21 protein-coding genes are annotated in these 22,322 nt (G+C 54.6%); 13 read left to right on the top strand and 8 right to left on the bottom strand.

Annotation, left to right across the window (positions count from 1 at the left end):
• The first annotated feature begins 201 nt into the window (after positions 1 to 201).
• Both HBA26_RS03135 and HBA26_RS03130 read left to right on the top strand, forming a co-directional pair.
• Positions 202 to 654: a DUF4385 domain-containing protein gene (locus tag HBA26_RS03135; RefSeq protein WP_045260159.1), complete on the top strand. Its 453-nt coding sequence runs from the start codon at positions 202 to 204 to the stop codon at positions 652 to 654.
• 151 nt (positions 655 to 805) lie between these two features.
• Positions 806 to 2,113 carry an MFS transporter gene (locus tag HBA26_RS03130; RefSeq protein ID WP_041908648.1) on the top strand — a complete coding sequence of 436 codons (1,308 nt, stop codon included), beginning with the start codon at positions 806 to 808 and terminating at the stop codon, positions 2,111 to 2,113.
• Here HBA26_RS03130 and HBA26_RS03125 read toward each other — a convergent pair.
• The 5 genes from HBA26_RS03125 to trxC all read right to left on the bottom strand — a co-directional run bounded on the left by HBA26_RS03125 (position 2,110) and on the right by trxC (position 7,831).
• Positions 2,110 to 2,433 (bottom strand): YfiM family lipoprotein, encoded by a 324-nt coding sequence (locus HBA26_RS03125; RefSeq protein ID WP_041908650.1) that lies wholly within the window; start codon positions 2,431 to 2,433, stop codon positions 2,110 to 2,112. The genes HBA26_RS03130 and HBA26_RS03125 overlap by 4 nt on opposite strands.
• Before the next feature lie 45 nt (positions 2,434 to 2,478).
• Positions 2,479 to 3,834: a CDP-diacylglycerol--serine O-phosphatidyltransferase gene (gene pssA, locus HBA26_RS03120; protein WP_126345924.1), complete on the bottom strand. Its 1,356-nt coding sequence runs from the start codon at positions 3,832 to 3,834 to the stop codon at positions 2,479 to 2,481.
• Positions 3,835 to 3,944: 110 nt separating this feature from the next.
• The gene (gene pat, locus HBA26_RS03115; protein WP_166720759.1) at positions 3,945 to 6,608 is read right to left on the bottom strand and encodes a protein lysine acetyltransferase; all 2,664 of its coding nucleotides are present in this window, start codon (positions 6,606 to 6,608) and stop codon (positions 3,945 to 3,947) included.
• A gap of 35 nt (positions 6,609 to 6,643) precedes the next feature.
• Complete coding sequence (tapT, locus tag HBA26_RS03110) at positions 6,644 to 7,342, bottom strand: tRNA-uridine aminocarboxypropyltransferase (RefSeq protein ID WP_100169859.1); 699 nt, start codon at positions 7,340 to 7,342, stop codon at positions 6,644 to 6,646.
• Positions 7,343 to 7,411: 69 nt separating this feature from the next.
• Complete coding sequence (gene trxC, locus HBA26_RS03105) at positions 7,412 to 7,831, bottom strand: thioredoxin TrxC (RefSeq protein WP_028014108.1); 420 nt, start codon at positions 7,829 to 7,831, stop codon at positions 7,412 to 7,414.
• Between the two features lie 204 nt (positions 7,832 to 8,035).
• On the opposite strand from trxC, the gene HBA26_RS03100 reads away from it, so the two are divergent.
• Entirely contained in the window at positions 8,036 to 9,136 is a 1,101-nt protein-coding gene (locus tag HBA26_RS03100) for a tRNA/rRNA methyltransferase (protein WP_041908658.1), read from the top strand.
• Between the two features lie 39 nt (positions 9,137 to 9,175).
• On the opposite strand, the gene ung is transcribed toward HBA26_RS03100, so the two are convergent.
• Positions 9,176 to 9,865, bottom strand: a complete 690-nt coding sequence (ung, locus tag HBA26_RS03095; protein WP_126345883.1) for a uracil-DNA glycosylase — start codon at positions 9,863 to 9,865, stop codon at positions 9,176 to 9,178.
• A 314-nt stretch (positions 9,866 to 10,179) separates the two neighbouring features.
• On the opposite strand from ung, the gene grcA reads away from it, so the two are divergent.
• Positions 10,180 to 10,563 carry an autonomous glycyl radical cofactor GrcA gene (grcA, locus tag HBA26_RS03090; RefSeq protein WP_006176733.1) on the top strand — a complete coding sequence of 128 codons (384 nt, stop codon included), beginning with the start codon at positions 10,180 to 10,182 and terminating at the stop codon, positions 10,561 to 10,563.
• Between the two features lie 53 nt (positions 10,564 to 10,616).
• Here grcA and srmB read toward each other — a convergent pair whose 3' ends face one another.
• Positions 10,617 to 11,945 (bottom strand): ATP-dependent RNA helicase SrmB, encoded by a 1,329-nt coding sequence (srmB, locus tag HBA26_RS03085; protein WP_069733418.1) that lies wholly within the window; start codon positions 11,943 to 11,945, stop codon positions 10,617 to 10,619.
• Between the two features lie 132 nt (positions 11,946 to 12,077).
• Between srmB and HBA26_RS03080 the strand changes: the two genes are divergently transcribed.
• On the top strand, positions 12,078 to 12,815 hold the full coding sequence (locus HBA26_RS03080) for a tRNA1(Val) (adenine(37)-N6)-methyltransferase (RefSeq protein ID WP_049136676.1): 738 nt from the start codon (positions 12,078 to 12,080) through the stop codon (positions 12,813 to 12,815).
• On the opposite strand, the gene nadB is transcribed toward HBA26_RS03080, so the two are convergent.
• The gene (gene nadB, locus HBA26_RS03075; protein WP_028014103.1) at positions 12,800 to 14,419 is read right to left on the bottom strand and encodes an L-aspartate oxidase; all 1,620 of its coding nucleotides are present in this window, start codon (positions 14,417 to 14,419) and stop codon (positions 12,800 to 12,802) included. The two genes, HBA26_RS03080 and nadB, sit on opposite strands and share 16 nt — an antisense overlap.
• Positions 14,420 to 14,842: 423 nt before the next feature.
• Between nadB and rpoE the strand changes: the two genes are divergently transcribed.
• From rpoE to era, 8 genes are all read left to right on the top strand, one after another.
• Positions 14,843 to 15,418: an RNA polymerase sigma factor RpoE gene (rpoE, locus tag HBA26_RS03065; protein ID WP_028014102.1), complete on the top strand. Its 576-nt coding sequence runs from the start codon at positions 14,843 to 14,845 to the stop codon at positions 15,416 to 15,418.
• Positions 15,419 to 15,449: 31 nt separating this feature from the next.
• The gene (gene rseA / locus HBA26_RS03060; protein WP_126345884.1) at positions 15,450 to 16,100 is read left to right on the top strand and encodes an anti-sigma-E factor RseA; all 651 of its coding nucleotides are present in this window, start codon (positions 15,450 to 15,452) and stop codon (positions 16,098 to 16,100) included.
• Positions 16,100 to 17,053: a sigma-E factor regulatory protein RseB gene (gene rseB, locus HBA26_RS03055; RefSeq protein WP_048999422.1), complete on the top strand. Its 954-nt coding sequence runs from the start codon at positions 16,100 to 16,102 to the stop codon at positions 17,051 to 17,053. Before rseA ends, rseB begins: the two co-directional genes overlap by 1 nt.
• Positions 17,050 to 17,526, top strand: a complete 477-nt coding sequence (gene rseC / locus HBA26_RS03050) for a SoxR-reducing system protein RseC (protein ID WP_045260167.1) — start codon at positions 17,050 to 17,052, stop codon at positions 17,524 to 17,526. Before rseB ends, rseC begins: the two co-directional genes overlap by 4 nt.
• Positions 17,527 to 17,711: 185 nt before the next feature.
• On the top strand, positions 17,712 to 19,511 hold the full coding sequence (gene lepA / locus HBA26_RS03045) for a translation elongation factor 4 (protein WP_028014099.1): 1,800 nt from the start codon (positions 17,712 to 17,714) through the stop codon (positions 19,509 to 19,511).
• Between the two features lie 16 nt (positions 19,512 to 19,527).
• A complete protein-coding gene (gene lepB / locus HBA26_RS03040; protein WP_047364182.1) occupies positions 19,528 to 20,502 on the top strand; it encodes a signal peptidase I in 975 nt (324 codons plus the stop codon).
• 222 nt (positions 20,503 to 20,724) lie between these two features.
• On the top strand, positions 20,725 to 21,405 hold the full coding sequence (gene rnc / locus HBA26_RS03035) for a ribonuclease III (protein WP_003860711.1): 681 nt from the start codon (positions 20,725 to 20,727) through the stop codon (positions 21,403 to 21,405).
• The gene (gene era / locus HBA26_RS03030; RefSeq protein ID WP_028014097.1) at positions 21,402 to 22,307 is read left to right on the top strand and encodes a GTPase Era; all 906 of its coding nucleotides are present in this window, start codon (positions 21,402 to 21,404) and stop codon (positions 22,305 to 22,307) included. Before rnc ends, era begins: the two co-directional genes overlap by 4 nt.
• Positions 22,308 to 22,322: the final 15 nt, after the last annotated feature.

Raw genomic sequence — 22,322 nt, 5'->3', positions numbered from 1 at the left:
GAACTCAGAAGTGAAACGCCGTAGCGCCGATGGTAGTGTGGGGTCTCCCCATGTGAGAGTAGGGAACTGCCAGGCATTAATTAAGAAGAACCCCGTACCGTAAGGTGCGGGGTTTTTTGCTTTGTGCGCCGGAAATACCAGGTGGCGGCTTCGCCTGACCGTGCCTACAATTGTTAAAACGATTTTAACAATGGTGCCGCTTTGACACGTCCCTTTAATTACCAACAAGATTTTGCCAACATTAATTTCCGTGACCATGCAGAACTGTATCAGGTGGGGCGGGGAGAGCAGGGTGTGCTCATGGTGGAACCTTACAAAAGCGAGATCCTTCCGCACTGGCGATACAAAGATGCTGAAGTTGCAGCGCGATCGGCAAAAGAAATTTACGCCCTGTTTGAAGAATATCGTCAGCAAAACGACTTTGTGGGTATGGATATGGCGCGAAAATTCATTCAGATGGGCTATACGCGCGCCAGGCGATATGCCAATCATAAAGGCGGTAAAAAGTACGATGAGAAGCGCCAGGTCAAACCGCTGGATTGCGATCCCGTAAAAGCCGAAGCCGCCGCGGTCTTCAAAAAGTGGTGGGATAAAATTCGTGCAGATGAAGATTATTTGCAGCGAAAAAAGGCGCATCAGCAAAAGTGGGGATAATTACTACGTCCGCTAATAATTCGATACCTGATCGAGTTCACAAAACGTAATGAAACATATTGGAAACATTTTATTTACCTAACGATTCGTTTTAAATCCGGTTTTACTGTTTGTGGGCAATGGCCCGCAATGTGAGACAGAGGATTTTAAAATGACAGAAACCGTAGCCAGTGCAGATACGGATAACACCAATTTGGCAGGTAAGGATACCCGTCGTCGGGTTTGGGCAATCGTTGGGGCCTCCTCGGGGAACCTCGTAGAGTGGTTTGACTTTTACGTCTATTCATTCTGTTCACTCTACTTTGCGCATATCTTTTTCCCGTCCGGGAATACCACCACTCAGCTTCTGCAAACCGCAGGCGTTTTTGCCGCCGGGTTCCTGATGCGCCCTATCGGTGGATGGCTGTTCGGCAGGATCGCAGACAGAAAAGGGCGCAAGACCTCCATGCTCATCTCCGTATGCATGATGTGCGTCGGCTCGCTGGTGATTGCCTGCCTGCCCGGATATGACACTATCGGAACATGGGCACCCGCGTTGCTGCTGCTGGCACGTCTGTTCCAGGGGCTGTCGGTCGGTGGGGAATACGGCACCAGTGCGACATACATGAGCGAAGTGGCGGTTGAAGGCCGAAAAGGTTTCTATGCATCATTCCAGTATGTGACCCTCATTGGCGGACAGCTGCTGGCGTTACTGGTTGTGGTGATCCTGCAACAAATCCTTAGCGATGAAGATTTGCACGCCTGGGGCTGGCGCATCCCGTTTGCTATGGGCGCTGCCCTGGCGGTTGTCGCCCTGTGGCTACGCCGTCAGCTTGATGAAACCTCTCAACAGGAGGTCAGGGCGCTGAAAGAGGCGGGCTCGATGAAGGGGCTCTGGCGAAACCGCAAAGCATTTTTGATGGTGTTAGGTTTTACCGCCGCGGGCTCGCTAAGTTTCTATACCTTTACCACCTACATGCAAAAATATCTGGTTAACACCACGGGCATGCATGCAAACGTTGCGAGCGTCGTCATGACGGTGGCGTTACTCGTCTTTATGCTTATCCAGCCGATTGTCGGCGCGCTGTCGGACAAAATAGGTCGCCGCACCTCCATGCTGATCTTTGGCGGCATGCTCACCCTGGGTACCGTTCCGCTTTTGACTGCGCTACAGCAGACAACGTCGCCGTATGCCGCTTTCGCGCTGATCATGGTGGCACTCATTATTATCAGTTTTTACACGGCAATCAGCGGCATTTTGAAAGCGGAAATGTTTCCCGCACAGGTGAGGGCGCTGGGTGTTGGCCTCTCTTATGCGGTCGCGAATGCCCTGTTTGGCGGTTCGGCAGAGTATGTCGCGCTATCGCTTAAGTCGTGGGGCAGTGAAACGACCTTCTTCTGGTATGTCACCGTAATGGGAGCGCTGGCGTTTATTGTCTCGCTGATGCTGCATCGCAAAGGAAAAGGTATCCGCCTTTAATAATGAGCCATCTGCCAGACGGCGTAGCCGGTTGTTGCGCCGGCTACGTCCCAGGCGAAATCTTTCCAGCTCCAGCCGCTCCCTGAGGGGCGGCTATCCCATAGTTCTTTTGATGCCCCAAGGCCCACTGAGAACATCAACCCTATCGCCGCGCTACGGTCCCGGCTGTATCCCTGATGCTGCGCGTACTCATTACCGGCTGCAGACAGCATAGCGGAAGCGAGGAAGTGTTGTGCTTTGTCCTGACCGGACCAGCTATCATTGGCCATATGACTGCAGCCAGTCAGAAAGAAAGCGCTCAGTAACAGAGGAATACGCATCAACGGGCTCCATAAAAAAGCCCTGCGGGTAACAGGGCCTGGACATTACAGAATTCGGCTGATAAGTCGGTCAATACGGATACGACGCAAGCGGCGAATCAGCTTGCGAACTTTCACCGGATAATCGGCAATGCTCTGCAGCTCGCGGTAATGATTAACCACCGTGGTGTGCGTGCGAATCAACTCCAGTTCACGCTCACGCTGTGCGGCTAACTCATGCTGCGGGTCATGGATCAGGATCGCGTTTTCCAGATCCAGTCTCCACGCGCGCGGGTTCAGGTTGTTACCGGTCAGCAGCATCCACTCATCGTCGACCCACATACCTTTCAGATGGTAACTGTTGTCTTCATCTTTCCACAGACGCACAACCAGCTGGTCAGTGTTTACGTAATACTGTAAACGGCTCAGGAAGCGGCGCAGGTTAATTTCATAAAGATAAGGCAGCGCACCGATGATTTTGAACGGCTGATCTTCAGGAATGAAGAAGTCGTTCGCCGTTTTATCCCCAACGATAATTTCCACTTTTTTACCATCGCGCAGCAGCTGAATGATATTACGCACCAGTACGGCAGGAAGGTTAAAGTACGGCGTGCAGATGGTGAGCTTTTGCTCCGCGCACGGCATCAGATGGAAGATCGTTTTATTCAGCAGGCTTGATTTGCCAAGCCCAACCAGCGGGGTAACGGATAACTCTTCGTTGTTTGCGTCGCCCTGAAAATGGTAAACAGCATCGCGCAGCTCCTGGCGGAAGGCGCGAACATCGTTTTTGATTTCCGGGCTCTTAGGGCGCTCGGGATCGTCAAGGCGATTAACGCCACGGCCATTTACCAGGTTTTTATCAACCCAGTTAAACATGATATCGGCCATCTGAGGATTACGGATCAGATGGTAGCGGTCATAGCGATATTTATCGAGCTGATGAAGGTAGACATCATTGAGGCTTGCGCCGCTGTAAAGCACGCTGTCATCGATGATGAATCCTTTAAAATGAAGGACGCCGAGCGCTTCGCGGGTATTCACCGGGACGCCATAAACAGGTACATCGACACCAGGATTTTCCTGCGCCGTGCGGCAATACCAGTCTGCATTGGTGTTTGAAGCGGCCGCGCCAATACGGCCACGCTGGGCGCGATGCCAGTCAACCAGCACGCGAACATCCAGCTCCGGACGCTGACGCTTGGCTTCATAGAGCGCGTTCAGGATCGCGCGCCCGCCTTCATCTTGTTCAAGATACAGGGCCACAATGCAAATGCGTCGCGTGGCACTGGCAATCTTTTCCAGAAGCGTCTCCCGAAAATGAGCGGGAGCGTAAAAGAACTCTACATCATCAACTGACTGAGAAATCTTCGGTAGTTGAGCAAGGTGTTGTTGATGTTTATTACGCTTAAATTTTGACAACATCACAGTGCGTTTCTTCTCTGTTCATTGAAGGGTTGTCTGTACCATGCAAACAACATAAGCGGACAATGATACCACCAGTCCCGTCCAAAGTGGGTAACATTTCCAGTAGCTTACTCGGGTTTGTCTGCCGGTGTCAGGCCGAGGGATAAGGCGACAATACCTTCGTCCAGCTGAATATCAACGTCAAATCCGAGTTTTCGCGCCAGGGTCACCATACCGCGATTGTTCGGCATAGTAATGCCATTCAGGCGTAACAATCCGTGATCTCGCGTATAACTGATGAGTTTTTCCAGCAGTCGTCTGCCCAGACCCAGGCCTTTAAGATCGGAGCGCACCAGCACAGCAAATTCCGCGTCAATGTTATCCGGATCGGAAATTGCGCGCGTCACGCCGAGGATCTCATCGCCCAGATCGGAACGTCGAACGGCGACAAACGCCATCTCTCGATCGTAGTCGATCTGGGTCATATTGGCTAAATCATCGTGGGTAAATTCGTTGATTTCGCTAAAGTAGCGATAATAGAGATCTTCTTTCGTAACCTGAGAAATAAAGGCACGCAGCTGCGGTTCATCTTCCGGCAGAATAGGGCGGAACAGGGCGCGTTCCCCATTCTTCATCTCGACCCACTCCTCCAGCTGCAGAGGATACGGACGGATCGCCAGGCGGCTCTCTCTGTCCCCTTCAAATGGCGCGATATCCAGCGTTACGTCCAGCGCCGTAAACTCAGTGCCGGAGGCGAGCAGCGGATGGATATCCAGCCGCTGGATCTCCGCACAATCTACAACCAGGTTAGACACCTGCACCAGGAACTGACTCAACCCTGCAATATCGAGCGGACGCAGGGCGCTGCGGCCCCGGATCTTTTTGCTTTTAATCGCCTGAATGATCAGATAGCGCGCCAGATTCATGTTCAGCGGCGGTAGCGCCACCGCGGCCTGCTCCTCTGGACGCCACTCAACGCCGCCTTCCCCCAACATAATGAGCGGGCCGAAGACAGGATCGTATTCAACCACCACCCGCAATTCCTGGGCGCCCGCGCGGTGAGCCATGCTTTGCACCAGCAGTCCGTGGATCCGAGCCTGCGGCCAGGCCATTTTGACACGATCGAAAATGGCATCGGCTGCCTGCTGCACCTCCGTTGCCGTACGCAGGTACAACATGACCCCCTGAACGTCCGACTTATGCGGGATATCGGGGGAACGAAGCTTAAGGGCGACCGGGTAGCCAATCTGTTCGGCTATATGTACGGCCTCAGCGCTGTCGCTGGCGATCCAGGTTGGCAGAGTTTGCATCCCGTAGCTGCCCAGTATGGGCTGCACTTCATGCGTATCAAGCGAGGTCGCGCCTTCTTCAATGGCCTGCTGTAACAGCCGATGAACGTCGACGGTGTTCGCCGTCAGGTTTCCGGGCAAAGCCGGTGTCTCACGCAGCTGTTTCTGGTTGCGGCGATATTCCACCATATGCATAAATGCCGTGATGGTGCCTTCCGGCGTGCGGTAGGTTGGCAGTCCGGCTTCACTGAACAAGCGTCGCGCCTCCTGAGAGGAAAACTCACCGCACCAGTTGGTCAGCAGGGTGACATATTTGCCGCGCGGATGATTTCGTACCGCCTCAATCAGCGCCCGCGCGCTTTCACTGCCCGGCGCGGCCGCGCTGGGGGAGTGGATAATCATTAGCGCATCGAAATCCTGGCTGTCCAGCAATATGGAGATTGCCTTGATATAGCGATCGCTGCTGGCGTCATCGCGCAAATCAAGCGGATTGCCGGGCGTCACGCTTGCCGGAAGCACCTCTCTGAGGCGTTGCAGCGTCTCTTCATCCAGCGTGGCCAGCTTGCCGTTACGCAGCCAAAGCTCATCCAGCGCCAGCGCGGCAGGGGCCGCGCCATTGCTGACAATCATTAACTTCTCGCCGCGCAGCGGACGCATGTGGCTCAACGTCTCGACGGCGGAAAAAAGCTCGTGTGTATCCTGCACCCGCAGCAACCCCGCGCGCTGAATGGCTGCATCCCAGGCCGGATCCATACCGGAATGAGACTGCAGCAGACGCTGCGCCGCAGGGCTGCGACCGCTTTTGATAACGAGGATCGGTTTATTGCGCGATGCGCTACGCGAAGCGGAAACAAAACGACGGGCGTCGCTCAGGTGCTCAAGATAAAGAAGGATTGCGCTGGTTTTGCTGTCTCGCGCCAGGAAATCCAGCAGTTCGTCAACGTCAATATCCAGGCTGTCGCCCAGAGCAATGAAGTAGGAGAATCCCATTTCACGCTGCTGCGCCCAGTCAAGGATGGTGTTTGAGACCGCAGCCGACTGCGAGATAAACGCCAGCTTGCCTTTACGGATCGGCACCGGGGAGAAGCTGGCGTTCAGCCCCTGCCAGGGCGCGAGCAGACCCAGGCTGTTCGGCCCGAGAATGCGCATCTGATAGCGGCTGGCGCAGGCCAGCAGTTCGGGCTGCTGTTCAGGCGGAGACGAGAGAATAATGCAGGTTTTACACCCTTTCTTGCCGAGTGACTCCAGCAGTTCCGGATTGCGTTTGGCGTTTGTACACAGAACGGCGAGATCCGGTACGAAAGGTAGGCTCTCCACGTCCGGCCAGGCAAGCACGCCCTGAACGGCCTTATAAGACGGCGTGACGGGCATAACGGGACCGTTAAATCCTCCGGCCAGCAGGTTGCGCATCATCAGATAGCCTGCACGATCCGGTTTCATTGATGCGCCGATGACGGCAATGGATTTAGGACGGAGTAGCGCTTCTAACCCTCTCTGGCTCATGCAGGCCTCCTGTGAATGCAAGCGACCTGATGATTTTAAACGCTTTCTGTCTCCGTTGCTGTGATGCTGCCCTTATGAACGGTTTTTCCCGCCAGATAGCGCTCCCGGAAGTATGAGAAATGGTTGCCCAGGGCGCCAGCTGCAGCGGTATCTCCTGCTAAATCCAGTAGCGCAATAGCTACTTCGGCAGTGCAGTATTGCCCATCAGCATGCGCTTCGCGCAGGCGGTAGGCCGAGACGCGGGAAAGATCGACAGAAATAACCGGCAGAGCGTCAAGGTAAGGGCTTTTGCGAAACATTTTCCGCGCTTCGGTCCAGGTACCGTCCAGCATAATAAACAGCGGTGGTTTCCCTGATGGCGGCGCGGTAAGGACCTGACGCTGTTCTCCCGCATAAGATGCCGGGAAAACCACCATCGGCTGGTAGTCTGGGCTTGCCACCAGGTCGAGCAGAGCCTGAGGTGGCTCAGTGCGCGACCACTGAAACGCGGCGGTATCCGGCAGAATATCGGCAATAAGACGCCCCGTATTACTGGGCTTCATCGGCTCGGTATCGAACATGACCAGACAAAAGCGGCTCTCCGCAGTACTTGGGGCCAGCGTCTCGCACAGACAAACCTTCAGCGGCAGCAGGCAGCGCTGACAGCGACGTATGCGATTGCCACGTGCAAGAAAGGGGCGAGTCGCGCGCGCAAGGCGTTCGGCGCGTAATTTAAGGACAGCGTTATCAGTCATGGGCGAAATGGAGGAAAAACCCTATTTTCGCAGAGGCGGGAACGGGGCACAAGGTGTGCCCCGGGAATGTTACAGCGATTCGTTTAACCAGCTATCAAAAGGTGCTTTTGGAACCGCACCGTTGAGCATATCGATCACTTCACCATTTTTGAAAATCATGATGGTCGGGATACTGCGAATACGAAAACGTGCGCTTAACTCGCGTTCGGCCTCGGTATTAACCTTAACGAACCGCATTTTTCCGCTGCGCTCTTCGGCCACATCTTCGAAGATTGGCGCGAAGCTGCGGCACGGACCGCACCATGGTGCCCAGAAATCGACCACCACCGGGAGATCGTCCTTGAGGAGTTTGTCCAGCGTAGCACCCGTCGCGTTAATGACATCGCCATCAAACAATTCATGGCCACAACGTCCGCATTTCGCACCGTCATCCATCCGATCGTCCGGAATGCGGTTTAAAGCCTGACAGTTGGCACATACGGTATTCATAACTAACCTCTGATAGAGCCGTGGGACAGCGGCAGAACGCCGATAATGTTTCTGATATGTTACATATTATCAGTGAGCCTGTATGAAACGACAATGCGTTTTATTCAATGGGAACAATAGTCACAGGCTTTTGTACGAAATTATGGCTATGCGCTGGCACATCGGGTAATCTGCGCGCTTCGCGCAGCGCTGGTGGAGAAAAGCATGAACGACGAAATGAAAAACAAAAGCGGCAAGGTCAAAGTGATGTATGTCCGCAGTGATGATGACTCTGATAAACGCACCCAAAATCCGCGTACCGGAAAAGGTGGCGGGCGTCCAGCGTCCTCTCGTGCAGACGGTGGCCGTCGCCCCGCCCGCGATGACAGAAATAACCGCGGTGATGACCGCAAACGTGATGACCGCAAGCGTGACGATCGCAAGCGCGATGACCGTCCGCGTGATGACTTCTCACGTGATAACGCCTCTCCGTGGCGCACCGTTTCTCGCGCCCCTGGCGATGAGACGCCGGAAAAAGCCGATCACGGTGGTATCAGCGGTAAAAGCTTTATCGATCCGGAAGTGCTGCGTCGTCAGCGTGCGGAAGAGACCCGCGTGTATGGCGAGAACGCCTGCCAGGCGCTGTTCCAGAGCCGTCCTGAGTGTATCGTCCGCGCCTGGTTCATCCAGAGCGTAACCCCGCGCTTTAAAGAAGCGCTGCGCTGGATGGCGGCGAACCGTAAAGCCTACCACGTGGTTGATGATGCCGAGCTGACCAAAGCGTCCGGTACCGAACACCACGGCGGCGTCTGCTTCCTGATCAAAAAACGTAACGGTACGACCGTTCAGCAGTGGGTCAGCCAGGCGGATGCCGATGACTGCGTGCTGGCGCTGGAAGACGTGGGCAACCCGCACAACCTGGGCGCAATGATGCGCAGCTGCGCGCATTTTGGCGTGAAGGGCGTGCTGTTGCAGGATGCCGCGCTGCTGGAATCCGGCGCCGCGATCCGTACTGCGGAAGGCGGAGCCGAGCACGTACAGCCGATCACCGGCGACAGCGTTCTGGATGCCCTCGAGCAGTTCCGTAAAGCGGGCTATTCCATCGTGACCACATCCAGCCATGCCGGTACGCCGCTGTTTAAAGCGACACTGCCGCGCAAGATGGTGCTGGTGTTGGGTCAGGAACGCGATGGTCTGTCTGATGCGGCGCTCTCCAGCTCGGATCTGAGTGTCTCCATCGACGGGACGGGCAATGTGGAAAGTCTGAACGTATCCGTTGCGACCGGCGTGCTGCTGGCCGAGTGGTGGCGTCAGAATAAGGCATAAGCCTCTTATGTGCCGGGCCTGACCCGGCACATTCAAACCCTACTCGCTCTCTGCCGGTAACACAGGCATCCAGTCAATTGGCGTTTCGCCACGTTTTTCCAGCCATTCATTTGCCAGAACAAAATGATTACTGCCAAAGAAACCGCGATGGGCAGAAAGCGGTGACGGGTGCGGTGCCTTCAACACGTGATGACGCTGACGATCGATAATTGCCCCTTTCTTCTGCGCATGAGAACCCCAGAGTAAAAATACGACCCCTTCACGATGCTCGTTGATAAGGCTGATGACTTTATCGGTAAAGGTCTCCCACCCAAGGCTGGCGTGCGAGTGCGCCTGGCCCGCCCGAACGGTGAGTACCGTGTTCAATAACAGCACGCCCTGGCGCGCCCAGCTTTCCAGATAACCGTGGTTGGGGCGGGTAAACCCGGGCACGGTTCCCTCAAGCTCTTTATACATGTTGAGCAGAGAAGGGGGGATCGCCACGCCTGGGCGTACGGAAAATGCCAGCCCGTGCGCCTGCCCAGGGCCGTGATAGGGATCCTGGCCCAGAATGACGACTTTCACATCGCTCAACTCGGTATAGCGAAACGCGTTGAATACATCTTTTTGCGGCGGATAAATCGTTTGCCCGGACTGACGCTCAGCGGCAACGGTACTGAGCGTATTGATAAAATAAGGCTGCTGCTTTTCTTCTGCCAGCACGTCATGCCAGGTAAAAGGTGTCGTCATGTCGCTCTCCTGCGAATCTCAATCTTTCACTAGCTTACCTGTTTAACGCTTGTGAGCAAAATTACGCGCTGAAATGCGTGCTAAGTCGTTAAATTTATTTTGAAATGATGCAGGTTAAGTTGAGTTGATGGGGGTATGAAATTGATCTAAAGCAATAAATTCAAACCACACACTTTATGTGGTTGGTGTTTTTGTTGATTTAAATCAATAAATCGCCGTGGTGTGAATGATATATATACACACAAGAAACAATGGTTTTACCAATTGGCCGCGTAAGGCCAGCATCAGTTAATGTAGCCTAAGGGAGGCAACACATGATTACAGGTATCCAGATTACCAAAGCGGCAAATGACGATCTGCTCAACTCTTTCTGGCTGCTGGACAGCGAGAAAAATGAAGCGCGCTGTGTGGTCGCGAAAGCGGGTTTTGCTGAAGATGAAATCGTACCGGTGAATAAACTGGGCGAAATCGAATACCGTGAAATCCCAATGGAAGTGCAGCCGGAAGTGCGCGTTGAAGGGGGTCAGCACCTGAACGTTAACGTGCTGCGCCGCGAAACGCTGATGGATGCCGTTGAGCATCCGGAAAAATACCCACAGTTGACTATCCGCGTGTCTGGGTATGCGGTTCGCTTTAACTCACTGACTCCAGAACAGCAGCGCGACGTTATCGCCCGTACCTTTACTGAAAGCCTGTAAGGCTTCAGCCACGGGGGTGGAACAAAAAAGCCGGGGATTACCCCGGCTTTTTCTTACTCTTCAGTCTTCGTTTCCTGCGCGACAGCGCTTGGCTTACGACGCTTACCAATGTTTTTGGTATCGCGGTGGCGCTGCTTCACGCGCGGCTTCTCTTTTTCTTTCTCTTTTCTCTCAGCACGTTTCGCGAGCGCTTTCTTGGACGGTTTACCCGTCATTTTTTCACTCGGCGCACGTGTGGTTGGGCGCAAGCCATCAATAACGCGCGCTTTCAGCGGCTCGTCAACATAGCGGCCAATTTTCTGCAGCAGCAGGTAGTCATGCGCTTCAACCAGTGAAATTGCAATCCCTTTGCGGCCCGCGCGACCGGTACGGCCAATGCGGTGCAGGTAGGTATCTCCGCTGCGCGGCATATCGAAGTTAATGACATGGCTCACGTCAGGGATGTCGATCCCGCGGGCGGCAACGTCTGTTGCGACCAGCACGTTAACGCGGCCATCGGTCAGGCGCTTAATGCCTTCGGTACGCTTGATCTGCGCCATCTCACCTTCAAGATAGCAGTTGTTGATCCCGGCGTTGCGCAGCATTTCAGCCAGCTCGTGCACGCGCTCGCGCTTACGCACAAACACGATAGTGCGGGTGGCGTCTTCCTGCGTTAGTAGGTGCTTGAGCAGCTCAACCTTATGCTCAAGGTTGTCCGCACGGTAATACCACTGGTGGATCTTTTTACGCTCTCGCGTGGATGGCGTCGCAGAGACTTCCACCGGATCTTCCAGCAGACGCTCTGCGAAGTCTTTAATCGCATCCCCTTCAAGGGTGGCAGAGAACAGCATCGTCTGGTTACGCCAGCGCGTTTCACCTGCAATATGCTCGATATCCTGCGCAAAGCCCATGTCCAGCATGCGGTCCGCTTCGTCGAGGATCAGCGTTTCTACCGCGCGGCAGTCAAAGTTCTCTTCTTTAATATACTGCAGCAGGCGGCCCGTCGTCGCGACGACGATGTCCTGGTTTTCGCTGAACACTTCGGCGTGGTTCATATACGCAACGCCGCCGGTGATGGTGGCGATATCCAGATGCGTATTCGCCGCGAGTTCACGCGCATGATCGGCAACCTGCATGGCCAGCTCGCGCGTAGGCGTCAGGATCAAAATACGCGGCGGGCCAGATTTTTTACGTGGAAAGTCGAGCAGGTGCTGCAACACAGGCAGCAAATAGGCTGCTGTCTTCCCCGTGCCGGTTGGCGCAGAACCGAGCACATCGCGGCCCTCAAGCGCAGGCGGAATGGCCGCTGCCTGAATGGCGGTCGGGCGTGTAAAGCCTTTGCTCTCAAGAGCATTGAGCAGGCTTTCATCGAGTTCAAGTTCGGAAAAAGTCGTTACAGTCATGTTCTACCTCTGTGTGGGGCGCTGATTATAGACGTTACGGCTGTAATCTTCATCTGTTTGTATGGATATCGCTTTGCGGCCACTTCGCTTTCCCCTATGCTACTCCAGTTTCACTTAGAAGGTTGCCCTGACATGTCTCAACTCAAAGCGCAGCTGCGCCGCGATGGTTTTACGTTTAAACAATTTTTTGTCGCTCACGATCGCTGTGCCATGAAAGTCGGTACAGACGGCATTTTACTGGGAGCATGGGCACCTGTCGCAGGTGTTAAGCGTATTCTTGATATCGGTACCGGCAGCGGGCTGGTGGCCTTGATGCTGGCGCAGCGTACTGAAGAGCATGTCACTATTGATGCCGTTGAGCTGGATGCGCAGGCCGCAGGGCAGGCGGGTGAAAACGTGGCCGAGTCACCCTGGGCTGACCGGATAACCGTTAAGTGCGCGGACGTGCTGGCCTGGGCGCCAGAGCAGACGGCGCGTTACGATCTTATCGTCAGCAACCCCCCTTACTACGAGCCCGGCGTGGAGTGCGGTACACCGGAGCGTGAACAGGCGCGCTATACCGGTTCACTCGATCACAAAGCGCTGCTCGTCAACGCGGCTGAACTTATCTCAGAAGAGGGCTTTTTCTGCGTGGTGCTGCCAGAAAGTACGGGCAACACGTTTATCGCTACCGCGCAGGAGATAGGCTGGACGTTACGTTTGCGAACTGACATCTCTGATACGGAAGGCCGATTGCCGCACCGCGTGCTGCTGGCGCTTTCGCCAAAAGAGGGGGAGTGTTTTAATGACCGTATGGTGATCCGTGGGCCAGACCAGCGTTATTCCGAAGATTACACGGCTCTGACCCAGGCGTTTTATTTGTTTATGTAAACCTGCGGGGCGAGTATCGACGGGCCGGACTCAGCAAGCCGATCCGGGTAGTCGAGTATGTAGTGCAAACCGCGGCTCTCTTTACGCATCATCGCGCAGCGAACAATCAGCTCGGCAACCTGCACCAGGTTGCGCAGCTCCAGCAGATTATTGGAGACGCGGAAATGGGCATAATATTCATCAATTTCCTGCTGCAGCATAGTAATGCGGCGCAACGCGCGTTCCAGACGTTTCGTGGTGCGCACAATCCCAACGTAGTCCCACATAAACAGCCGTAGCTCGTGCCAGTTGTGCTGGATCACTACCAGCTCGTCCGGGTTCTCCACGCGGCTTTCATCCCAGGCCGGTAAACGCTCTGTTTCACGGGCGTAAGGCATGCGCTTCGTGATGTCCTCCGCCGCTGACCAGCCGTACACCAGACATTCAAGCAGCGAGTTAGACGCCATACGGTTCGCGCCGTGTAGCCCGGTATAGCTGACCTCACCAATAGCGTACAGACCGTCTACATCAGTGCGTCCGTGATCGTCAACCATCACGCCGCCGCAGGTATAGTGGGCGGCTGGCACAATGGGCACCGGATCGCGTGTTAAATCAATTCCAAGATTGAGCAGCTTTTCGTAAATCATCGGGAAGTGCTGGCGAATGAATTCTGCCGGCTTATGGCTGATATCGAGATACATGCAGTCCACGCCAAGGCGCTTCATTTCGTGGTCGATGGCGCGGGCAACAATATCACGCGGCGCCAGTTCACCGCGGGCGTCAAAGTCCGGCATAAAGCGGGTACCGTCAGGGCGTTTCAGATAAGCCCCTTCGCCGCGCAGGGCTTCCGTCAGCAGGAAATTTCGCGCCTGAGGGTGGAACAGGGCGGTGGGGTGAAACTGATTAAATTCGAGATTCGCCACGCGGCAGCCGGCGCGCCAGGCCATAGCGATACCGTCCCCGGAAGCGATATCCGGATTCGTGGTGTACTGATACACCTTAGAGGCGCCACCTGTAGCCAACACCACAGCCTTCGCCTGACAGGTTTCCACCTTCTCTTTATTACGGTTCCAGACCCACGCTCCCACCACGCGACGCGTGCCGGGCAGGCCTATCTTGTCGGAAATGATCAGATCAACCGCGTTGCTCCGCTCAAGGACCCGGATGTTAGGATGGTTCAGCGCTTTGCTGACCAGCGTGGTTTCCACTTCTTTTCCGGTAGCATCCGCGGCGTGCAGGATGCGGCGGTGGCTATGGCCGCCTTCACGCGTTAAGTGGTAGCTCTCTTCACCGTTGGGCTGAACCTGAGTATCGAATAAAACACCCTGATCGATAAGCCACTGAACGCAATGGCGGGCATTGCTGGCGACAAACTCTGCCGCGTGCGCATCCACGATCCCGGCCCCGGCAATCAGCGTATCTTCCACATGTGACGCAATGCTGTCGGTCTCGTCAAATACCGCGGCAATGCCGCCCTGAGCATAAAATGTGGAGCCTTCACTTATCGGGCCTTTGCTCAGAACGATAACGTTCTGATGTTCAGCCAGACGCAGCGCCAGAGAGAGACCGGCAGCGCCGCTGCCGATGATCAGTACATCACAATGAAGTTCAGGTGTTGTGTTCATGATTGTTGTTTAATTTACTAAACAGTGTTGGGGCAGAATAGCACCTGAATGCGAGGTATCGCACGTTTTTTTTAATGGAAGTTGCAATGACTAAACACAGAGGCAGGGGTAAACGAAGGGTAAATAAATGAAATTATTTTGCGAAGCAGATCGTTAGCGTCAGATTTTGTGGTGAAATAAAGCCTGTGTTGCGTTACTCTTCTGGCGGGAAAAAGATGTTTCTTGTCAGAAAGTGGTGCGTATCGTGAACAGACTTATAATGAGAGAAAATGAACGGTCTGCGGCGCGATGAACAAAAACAAAGGCGTTACGGAACTTATTGAAGATCAGACACTCTAAGCTGGTGCTTGCTCAAAGTGCGGTAGTTATAGAGTGGCGTTTCGATAACGCGTGGAATTTAGGTTTGGGGAGACATTACCTCGGATGAGCGAGCAGTTAACGGACCAGGTCCTGGTTGAACGGGTCCAGAAGGGAGATCAGAAAGCCTTTAACCTACTGGTGGTGCGCTACCAGCATAAGGTGGCGAGTCTGGTTTCCCGCTATGTACCGTCAGGTGATGTACCTGATGTGGTGCAAGAGTCTTTTATTAAGGCCTATCGCGCGCTGGAATCTTTCCGGGGAGATAGTGCTTTTTATACCTGGCTGTACCGTATTGCTGTCAATACGGCAAAGAATTACCTGGTTGCTCAGGGTCGTCGTCCGCCGTCCAGTGATGTAGACGCTATCGACGCCGAAAACTTCGAAAGTGGCGGTGCGCTGAAAGAAATTTCGAACCCTGAGAACTTAATGTTGTCAGAAGAACTGAGACAAATTGTTTTTCGCACGATCGAGTCACTCCCGGAAGATTTACGCATGGCAATTACGTTACGGGAGCTTGATGGTCTGAGCTATGAAGAGATAGCCGCTATCATGGATTGTCCGGTCGGCACGGTTCGTTCACGAATTTTCCGTGCGCGAGAAGCTATTGATAATAAAGTTCAACCGCTTATCAGGCGTTGACGATAGCGGGATACTGGAAAAGGTATTAGGCATGCAGAAAGAAAAACTTTCCGCTTTAATGGATGGTGAGACGCTGGATAGTGAGCTGCTCAACGAGCTGTCTCATTCTCCCGAAATGCAAGAGACCTGGGAGAGTTACCATCTCATCCGTGACACGCTGCGCGGTGATACCGGAGAGGTTCTCCATTTCGATATCTCAGCCCGCGTGATGGCGGCCATCGAGAATGAGCCTGTTCATCAGACCACTCCGCTGATTCCTGAAGCGCAACCCGCACCGCACCAGTGGCAGAAAATGCCGTTCTGGCAAAAAGTGCGTCCGTGGGCCAGCCAGCTCACCCAAATGGGGGTGGCTGCATGCGTATCGCTTGCAGTTATCGTTGGCGTCCAGCACTATAATACTCAGTCTGAAACTAATCTGCAGCCAGAAGCGCCAGTGTTTAACACACTGCCGATGATGGGCAAAGCCAGCCCGGTAAGTCTGGGCGTACCGGCTGATGCCTCCGCCAGCGGCGGTCAGCAACAGCAGGTTCAGGAGCAGCGCCGTCGCATTAATGCGATGTTGCAGGATTATGAGTTGCAGCGTCGTCTGCACTCTGAACAGCTTCAGTTTGAGCAGGCCCAAACTCAGCAAGCTGCTGTGCAGGTGCCCGGAAACCAAACTTTAGGAACGCAATCGCAGTAATGAAGCAACTTTGGTTCGCCATGTCTCTGATGGCGGGTAGCCTGTTCTTCTCTGCTAACGCCTCGGCTGATGTTTCATCCGGGGCGTTGTTGCAGCAAATGAATCTGGCCAGCCAGTCACTCAATTACGAGTTGGCATTTATCAGCATCAACAAGCAAGGCGTCGAGTCGTTACGCTATCGCCATGCCCGTCTTGATAACCAGCCGCTCGCCCAGCTTTTACAGATGGATGGCCCGCGTCGGGAAGTTGTCCAGCGTGGCAACGAAATCAGCTATTTCGAGCCCGGTCTGGAGCCTTTCACCCTGAATGGCGACTATATCGTTGATTCTCTACCGTCGCTTATCTATACCGACTTCAAACGACTTGCCCCTTACTATGATTTTATTTCGGTAGGGCGTACCCGTATTGCAGACAGGCTGTGTGAAGTGATCCGCGTGGTTGCGCGCGATGGTACGCGCTACAGCTATATCGTCTGGATTGATGCGGAAACCAAGCTGCCGATGCGCGTGGACCTGCTCGACCGCGACGGCGAGACGCTTGAACAGTTCCGCGTCATCTCCTTCAGCGTGAACAATCAGGTTGGCAACAGCATGCAGAATCTGGCGAAGGCCAGCCTGCCGCCGCTGCTTTCTGTTCCTGCAGGGGACTCCGCTAATTTCAACTGGGTTCCTTCCTGGATACCGCAAGGCTTTAGCGAAGTGTCCAGTAGCCGTCGTCAGTTGCCCACCATTGATACGCCGGTTGAATCACGCCTCTATTCCGATGGCTTGTTCAGCTTCTCGGTGAATATCAACCGCGCAACGGCAAACAGCGCTGAACAAATGCTTCGTACCGGGCGTCGTACGGTCAGCACCATGGTTCGCGATAACGCAGAAATCACGATTGTGGGGGAATTACCTCCGCAGACGGCGAAGCGCATTTCAGACAGCATTAAATTCAGGGCCGCACAATGATTAAAGAGTGGGCGACCGTCGTCTCGTGGCAGAATGGTATTGCGCTGGTCAGCTGTGATGTTAAAGCCTCATGCAATAGCTGCGCATCCCGAGCCGGTTGTGGCAGTCGCGTGCTGAATAAGTTAGGGCCACAGACATCGCATACAATCTCCGTGCCGAGCGAACAGCCGCTGGTGGCGGGTCAGAAGGTGGAACTGGGCATTACGGAAGGCAGTCTGCTGAGTTCCGCGATGCTGGTCTATCTCTCCCCGCTGGTGGGGCTGTTTGTCATGGGCGGCCTTTTTCAGATGCTGTTTGGTACCGACGTGGCCGCCATGTGCGGCGCAGCTTTGGGTGGCGTAGGGGGATTCTGGCTTGCCAAAGGCATCTCACCGAAGCTCGCCGCGCGCGATGAGTGGCAGCCCGTTATTCTGAGCGTTGCGCTGGCGCCTGACCAACTTCGCGTCGAGACGCTCTCTTCTGAGGCCCGGTGATCCACCGGGCTTTATCATTATTTACATCTCAAAAAAGAAAACGCCATTTCTTCGCGCTATGCTTGGCTCTAAGTGCATTTCCAGGTTGCGGGTATGTAGTGTAGAATGCTGCGTTTTCGCACTGAAAAACGTCAGGCTAAGAACAGCGGCCTCCAGGAATTCGTAAGGCATAATTATTTAACTATATGAAGAACATACGTAACTTTTCGATCATTGCTCACATTGACCACGGTAAGTCGACGCTGTCTGACCGTATTATCCAGATTTGCGGTGGCCTGTCTGATCGTGAAATGGCAGCCCAGGTACTGGACTCCATGGACCTGGAACGCGAACGCGGTATCACCATCAAAGCGCAGAGCGTGACGCTCGACTATAAAGCTTCTGATGGCGAAACCTATCAACTGAACTTTATCGACACCCCAGGCCACGTTGACTTCTCCTATGAAGTATCACGCTCGCTGGCGGCCTGTGAAGGTGCGCTGCTGGTGGTCGATGCCGGGCAGGGCGTTGAAGCCCAGACCCTGGCGAACTGCTACACCGCGATGGAAATGGATCTCGAGGTTGTGCCGGTTCTGAACAAAATCGACCTGCCAGCCGCCGATCCTGAGCGCGTGGCGGAAGAGATTGAAGACATTGTCGGCATTGACGCGACCGACGCCGTACGCTGCTCCGCGAAAACCGGTGTTGGTGTGACCGACGTGCTGGAACGCCTGGTACGTGATATTCCGGCCCCGGAAGGCGACCCGGATGGTCCATTGCAGGCGCTGATCATCGACTCCTGGTTCGATAACTACCTGGGCGTGGTCTCACTGGTGCGTATCAAAAACGGCACCATGCGTAAAGGCGACAAAATCAAGGTTATGAGTACCGGACAGGTCTACAACGCAGACCGTCTGGGTATCTTCACGCCAAAACAGGTTGACCGTACCGAGCTGAAATGCGGCGAGGTGGGCTGGCTGGTCTGCGCGATTAAAGACATCCTCGGCGCGCCAGTGGGCGATACCCTGACCGGCGCGCGTAACCCGGCAGACAAAGCGCTGCCTGGCTTCAAAAAGGTGAAACCGCAGGTTTACGCGGGTCTGTTCCCGGTCAGCTCTGACGACTATGAAAACTTCCGCGATGCGCTCGGTAAGCTGAGCCTGAACGATGCTTCCCTGTTCTACGAGCCAGAAAGCTCAACGGCGCTGGGCTTCGGCTTCCGCTGCGGCTTCCTCGGCCTGCTGCACATGGAGATCATTCAGGAACGTCTGGAGCGTGAATACGATCTGGATCTGATCACCACCGCACCAACGGTAGTCTACGAAGTAGAAACCACCTCGAAAGAAGTGATCTACGTCGACAGCCCGTCCAAGCTGCCGCCGCTGAACAACATTCATGAGCTGCGCGAGCCTATTGCAGAATGTCACATGCTGCTGCCGCAGGAGTTCTTGGGGAACGTTATTACGCTCTGTATTGAGAAGCGTGGCGTGCAGACCAACATGGTTTACCACGGTAACCAGGTGGCGCTGACCTATGAAATTCCTATGGCGGAAGTGGTTCTCGACTTCTTCGACCGTCTGAAGTCTACCTCCCGTGGCTATGCGTCACTGGATTACAACTTCAAACGTTTCCAGGCCTCCAACATGGTGCGCGTGGACGTGCTAATCAACGGCGAGCGTGTGGATGCGCTGGCGCTGATCACCCACAACGACAATGCGCCGTACCGTGGCCGCGAGCTGGTTGAGAAGATGAAAGATCTGATCCCGCGTCAGCAGTTTGACATTGCGATTCAGGCGGCCATCGGTAACCACATCATTGCCCGCTCAACCGTGAAGCAGCTGCGTAAAAACGTTCTGGCGAAGTGCTATGGCGGTGACGTCAGCCGTAAGAAAAAGCTGCTGCAGAAGCAGAAAGAAGGTAAGAAGCGTATGAAGCAGGTCGGTAACGTTGAGCTGCCGCAGGAAGCATTCCTTGCCATTCTTCATGTCGGTAAAGACGGCAAATAACCTTTAAGGAGTTGGCATGGCGAACATGTTTGCCCTGATCCTGGTCATCGCTACGCTGGTGACAGGCCTGCTGTGGTGCCTGGATAAGTTTATCTTCGCCCCAAAACGCCGTGAACGTCAGGCTGCCGCGCAGGCAGCGACTGGCGATGCGCTTGACGCGAAAACCCTGAAGAAAGTTGGCCCGAAACCGGGCTGGCTGGAAACGGGCGCGTCGGTGTTCCCGGTGCTGGCGATTGTGCTGGTGGTACGTTCGTTTATTTATGAGCCGTTCCAGATCCCATCGGGATCAATGATGCCAACGCTGCTGATCGGTGATTTTATTCTGGTTGAGAAGTTTGCCTACGGCATTAAAGATCCGATTTACCAGAAAACGCTGATCGAAACGGGGCATCCGAAACGTGGCGACATCGTGGTGTTTAAATATCCGGACGATCCGCGTCTGGATTACATTAAGCGCGCGGTGGGTCTGCCGGGTGATAAAGTGACCTACGATCCGGTTGCGAAGGAAGTCACCGTTCAGCCGGGCTGCAGCTCCGGTACCGCGTGTGAAAACGCGCTGCCAATCACCTACTCAAACGTTGAGCCAAGTGATTTCGTGCAGACTTTCGCCCGTCGTAACGGCGGTGAAGCGACCAGCGGGTTCTTCCAGGTGCCAAAAGGTGAAACCAAAGAGAACGGCATTCGTCTGGTTGAGCGCAAAGAGACGCTGGGCGATGTCACTCACCGCATTCTGACCGTGCCAATCGCGCAGGACCAGGTGGGGATGTATTACAAACAGCCGGGTCAGCAGCTTGCCAGCTGGATCGTACCGCCGGGACACTACTTCATGATGGGCGATAACCGCGATAACTCCGCGGACAGCCGTTACTGGGGCTTTGTGCCGGAAGCGAATCTGGTGGGTAAAGCAACCGCGATCTGGATGAGTTTTGAGAAGCAGGAAGGCGAGTGGCCGACCGGAGTGCGCCTGAATCGTATTGGCGGAATCCATTAATTCTCATGAAAAGAACACGTAGCCGCGTTATTTCGCGGCTACGTGAATTATTTCCTCGATAAATCTCTTTGAACTAACGACATCCCCTGTCGTTGTGTATAGAATATTCCCCCGAAGTTTAAGGTTGGCCCTGCAAGGGTGCCACGGCACACGAAACCGCGTTGGTTTTCTCAGGTCGGTTTCGTGTGCTGCATTTTTGACGCATTCATTTATTGGTATCGCATGAACCCCATCGTAATTAATCGGCTTCAACGGAAGCTGGGCTACACTTTTCATCATCAGGAGTTGTTGCAACAGGCATTAACCCATCGCAGTGCCAGCAGCAAACATAATGAGCGTCTCGAGTTTCTGGGTGACTCTATTTTAAGTTTCGTGATTGCGAATGCGCTTTATCATCGTTTCCCGCGCGTGGACGAAGGTGATATGAGCCGCATGCGCGCCACGCTGGTGCGCGGCAACACCCTCGCTGAAATCGCGCGCGAATTTGAACTGGGTGAATGTCTGCGTCTTGGGCCGGGTGAACTGAAAAGCGGCGGCTTCCGTCGTGAATCTATTCTTGCCGATACGGTCGAAGCATTAATTGGTGGCGTGTTCCTGGACAGCGATATCCAGACCGTAGAAAAGCTGATCCTCAACTGGTATCAGACCCGTCTGGACGAAATTAGCCCGGGCGATAAACAAAAAGATCCGAAAACGCGCCTGCAGGAATATTTGCAGGGCCGTCATCTGCCGCTGCCATCCTATCTGGTGGTGCAGGTTCGTGGCGAAGCGCACGATCAGGAATTTACCATCCATTGCCAGGTCAGTGGCCTGAGTGAACCGGTGGTGGGCACAGGTTCGAGCCGCCGTAAGGCTGAACAGGCTGCCGCCGAACAGGCGTTAAAAATGCTGGAGCTGGAATGAGCGAAGAAAAAACCTATTGCGGATTTATTGCCATCGTCGGACGTCCGAACGTCGGCAAATCCACCCTGCTGAATAATCTGCTTGGGCAGAAGATTTCCATCACCTCGCGTAAGGCGCAGACCACGCGTCACCGCATTGTCGGCATCCATACTGAAGGCGCGTATCAGGCGATCTACGTCGATACCCCTGGCCTGCACATGGAAGAGAAGCGTGCCATTAACCGTCTGATGAACAAGGCGGCGAGCAGCTCCATCGGCGACGTAGAGCTGGTGATTTTCGTTGTGGAAGGCACCCGCTGGACGCCGGACGACGAAATGGTACTGAACAAGCTGCGTGACGGCAAAACGCCGGTGATCCTCGCTGTCAACAAAGTTGACAACGTGCAGGAAAAAGCTGACCTGCTGCCGCACCTGCAGTGGCTGGGCAGCCAGATGAACTTCCTCGATATCGTTCCGCTGTCTGCTGAGACTGGCCTGAACGTCGATACCATCGCGGGCATCGTACGTAAGCACTTGCCAGAAGCGATTCACCACTTCCCGGAAGACTACATCACCGATCGCTCTCAGCGCTTTATGGCGTCTGAAATCATCCGTGAAAAGCTGATGCGTTTCCTGGGCGCCGAGCTGCCGTACTCTGTGACGGTGGAGATCGAGCGTTTCCAGAGCAACGAGCGCGGTGGCTACGACATTAACGGCCTGATCCTCGTCGAGCGTGAAGGGCAGAAGAAGATGGTGATCGGCAACAAAGGCGCCAAGATCAAAACCATCGGTATCGAAGCCCGTAAGGACATGCAGGAGATGTTCGAAGCGCCGGTTCATCTGGAACTGTGGGTGAAGGTGAAATCTGGCTGGGCCGATGATGAGCGTGCTCTGCGCAGCCTCGGTTACGGCGAAGATCAGTAACTCAAGACGACGAGT

It is taken from the genome of Enterobacter sp. 725m/11 (assembly GCF_011683705.1).
GTDB classification, from domain to species: Bacteria; Pseudomonadota; Gammaproteobacteria; order Enterobacterales; family Enterobacteriaceae; genus Enterobacter; species Enterobacter bugandensis.
The sequence above is the reverse complement of the archived record's forward strand: the minus strand, read 5'-3'. Positions and strand labels throughout refer to the sequence as shown.

Bases quoted from the DNA above. Each gene is read 5' to 3' on its own strand.
- HBA26_RS03130 (WP_041908648.1), top strand. From the start codon at position 806: ATGACAGAAACCGTAGCCAGTGCAGATACGGATAACACCAATTTGGCA.
- HBA26_RS03125 (WP_041908650.1), bottom strand. From the start codon at position 2,433: ATGCGTATTCCTCTGTTACTGAGCGCTTTCTTTCTGACTGGCTGCAGT.
- pssA (WP_126345924.1), bottom strand. From the start codon at position 3,834: ATGTTGTCAAAATTTAAGCGTAATAAACATCAACAACACCTTGCTCAA.
- pat (WP_166720759.1), bottom strand. From the start codon at position 6,608: ATGAGCCAGAGAGGGTTAGAAGCGCTACTCCGTCCTAAATCCATTGCC.
- tapT (WP_100169859.1), bottom strand. From the start codon at position 7,342: ATGACTGATAACGCTGTCCTTAAATTACGCGCCGAACGCCTTGCGCGC.
- trxC (WP_028014108.1), bottom strand. From the start codon at position 7,831: ATGAATACCGTATGTGCCAACTGTCAGGCTTTAAACCGCATTCCGGAC.
- HBA26_RS03100 (WP_041908658.1), top strand. From the start codon at position 8,036: ATGAACGACGAAATGAAAAACAAAAGCGGCAAGGTCAAAGTGATGTAT.
- ung (WP_126345883.1), bottom strand. From the start codon at position 9,865: ATGACGACACCTTTTACCTGGCATGACGTGCTGGCAGAAGAAAAGCAG.
- grcA (WP_006176733.1), top strand. From the start codon at position 10,180: ATGATTACAGGTATCCAGATTACCAAAGCGGCAAATGACGATCTGCTC.
- srmB (WP_069733418.1), bottom strand. From the start codon at position 11,945: ATGACTGTAACGACTTTTTCCGAACTTGAACTCGATGAAAGCCTGCTC.
- HBA26_RS03080 (WP_049136676.1), top strand. From the start codon at position 12,078: ATGTCTCAACTCAAAGCGCAGCTGCGCCGCGATGGTTTTACGTTTAAA.
- nadB (WP_028014103.1), bottom strand. From the start codon at position 14,419: ATGAACACAACACCTGAACTTCATTGTGATGTACTGATCATCGGCAGC.
- rpoE (WP_028014102.1), top strand. From the start codon at position 14,843: ATGAGCGAGCAGTTAACGGACCAGGTCCTGGTTGAACGGGTCCAGAAG.
- rseA (WP_126345884.1), top strand. From the start codon at position 15,450: ATGCAGAAAGAAAAACTTTCCGCTTTAATGGATGGTGAGACGCTGGAT.
- rseB (WP_048999422.1), top strand. From the start codon at position 16,100: ATGAAGCAACTTTGGTTCGCCATGTCTCTGATGGCGGGTAGCCTGTTC.
- rseC (WP_045260167.1), top strand. From the start codon at position 17,050: ATGATTAAAGAGTGGGCGACCGTCGTCTCGTGGCAGAATGGTATTGCG.
- lepA (WP_028014099.1), top strand. From the start codon at position 17,712: ATGAAGAACATACGTAACTTTTCGATCATTGCTCACATTGACCACGGT.
- lepB (WP_047364182.1), top strand. From the start codon at position 19,528: ATGGCGAACATGTTTGCCCTGATCCTGGTCATCGCTACGCTGGTGACA.
- rnc (WP_003860711.1), top strand. From the start codon at position 20,725: ATGAACCCCATCGTAATTAATCGGCTTCAACGGAAGCTGGGCTACACT.
- era (WP_028014097.1), top strand. From the start codon at position 21,402: ATGAGCGAAGAAAAAACCTATTGCGGATTTATTGCCATCGTCGGACGT.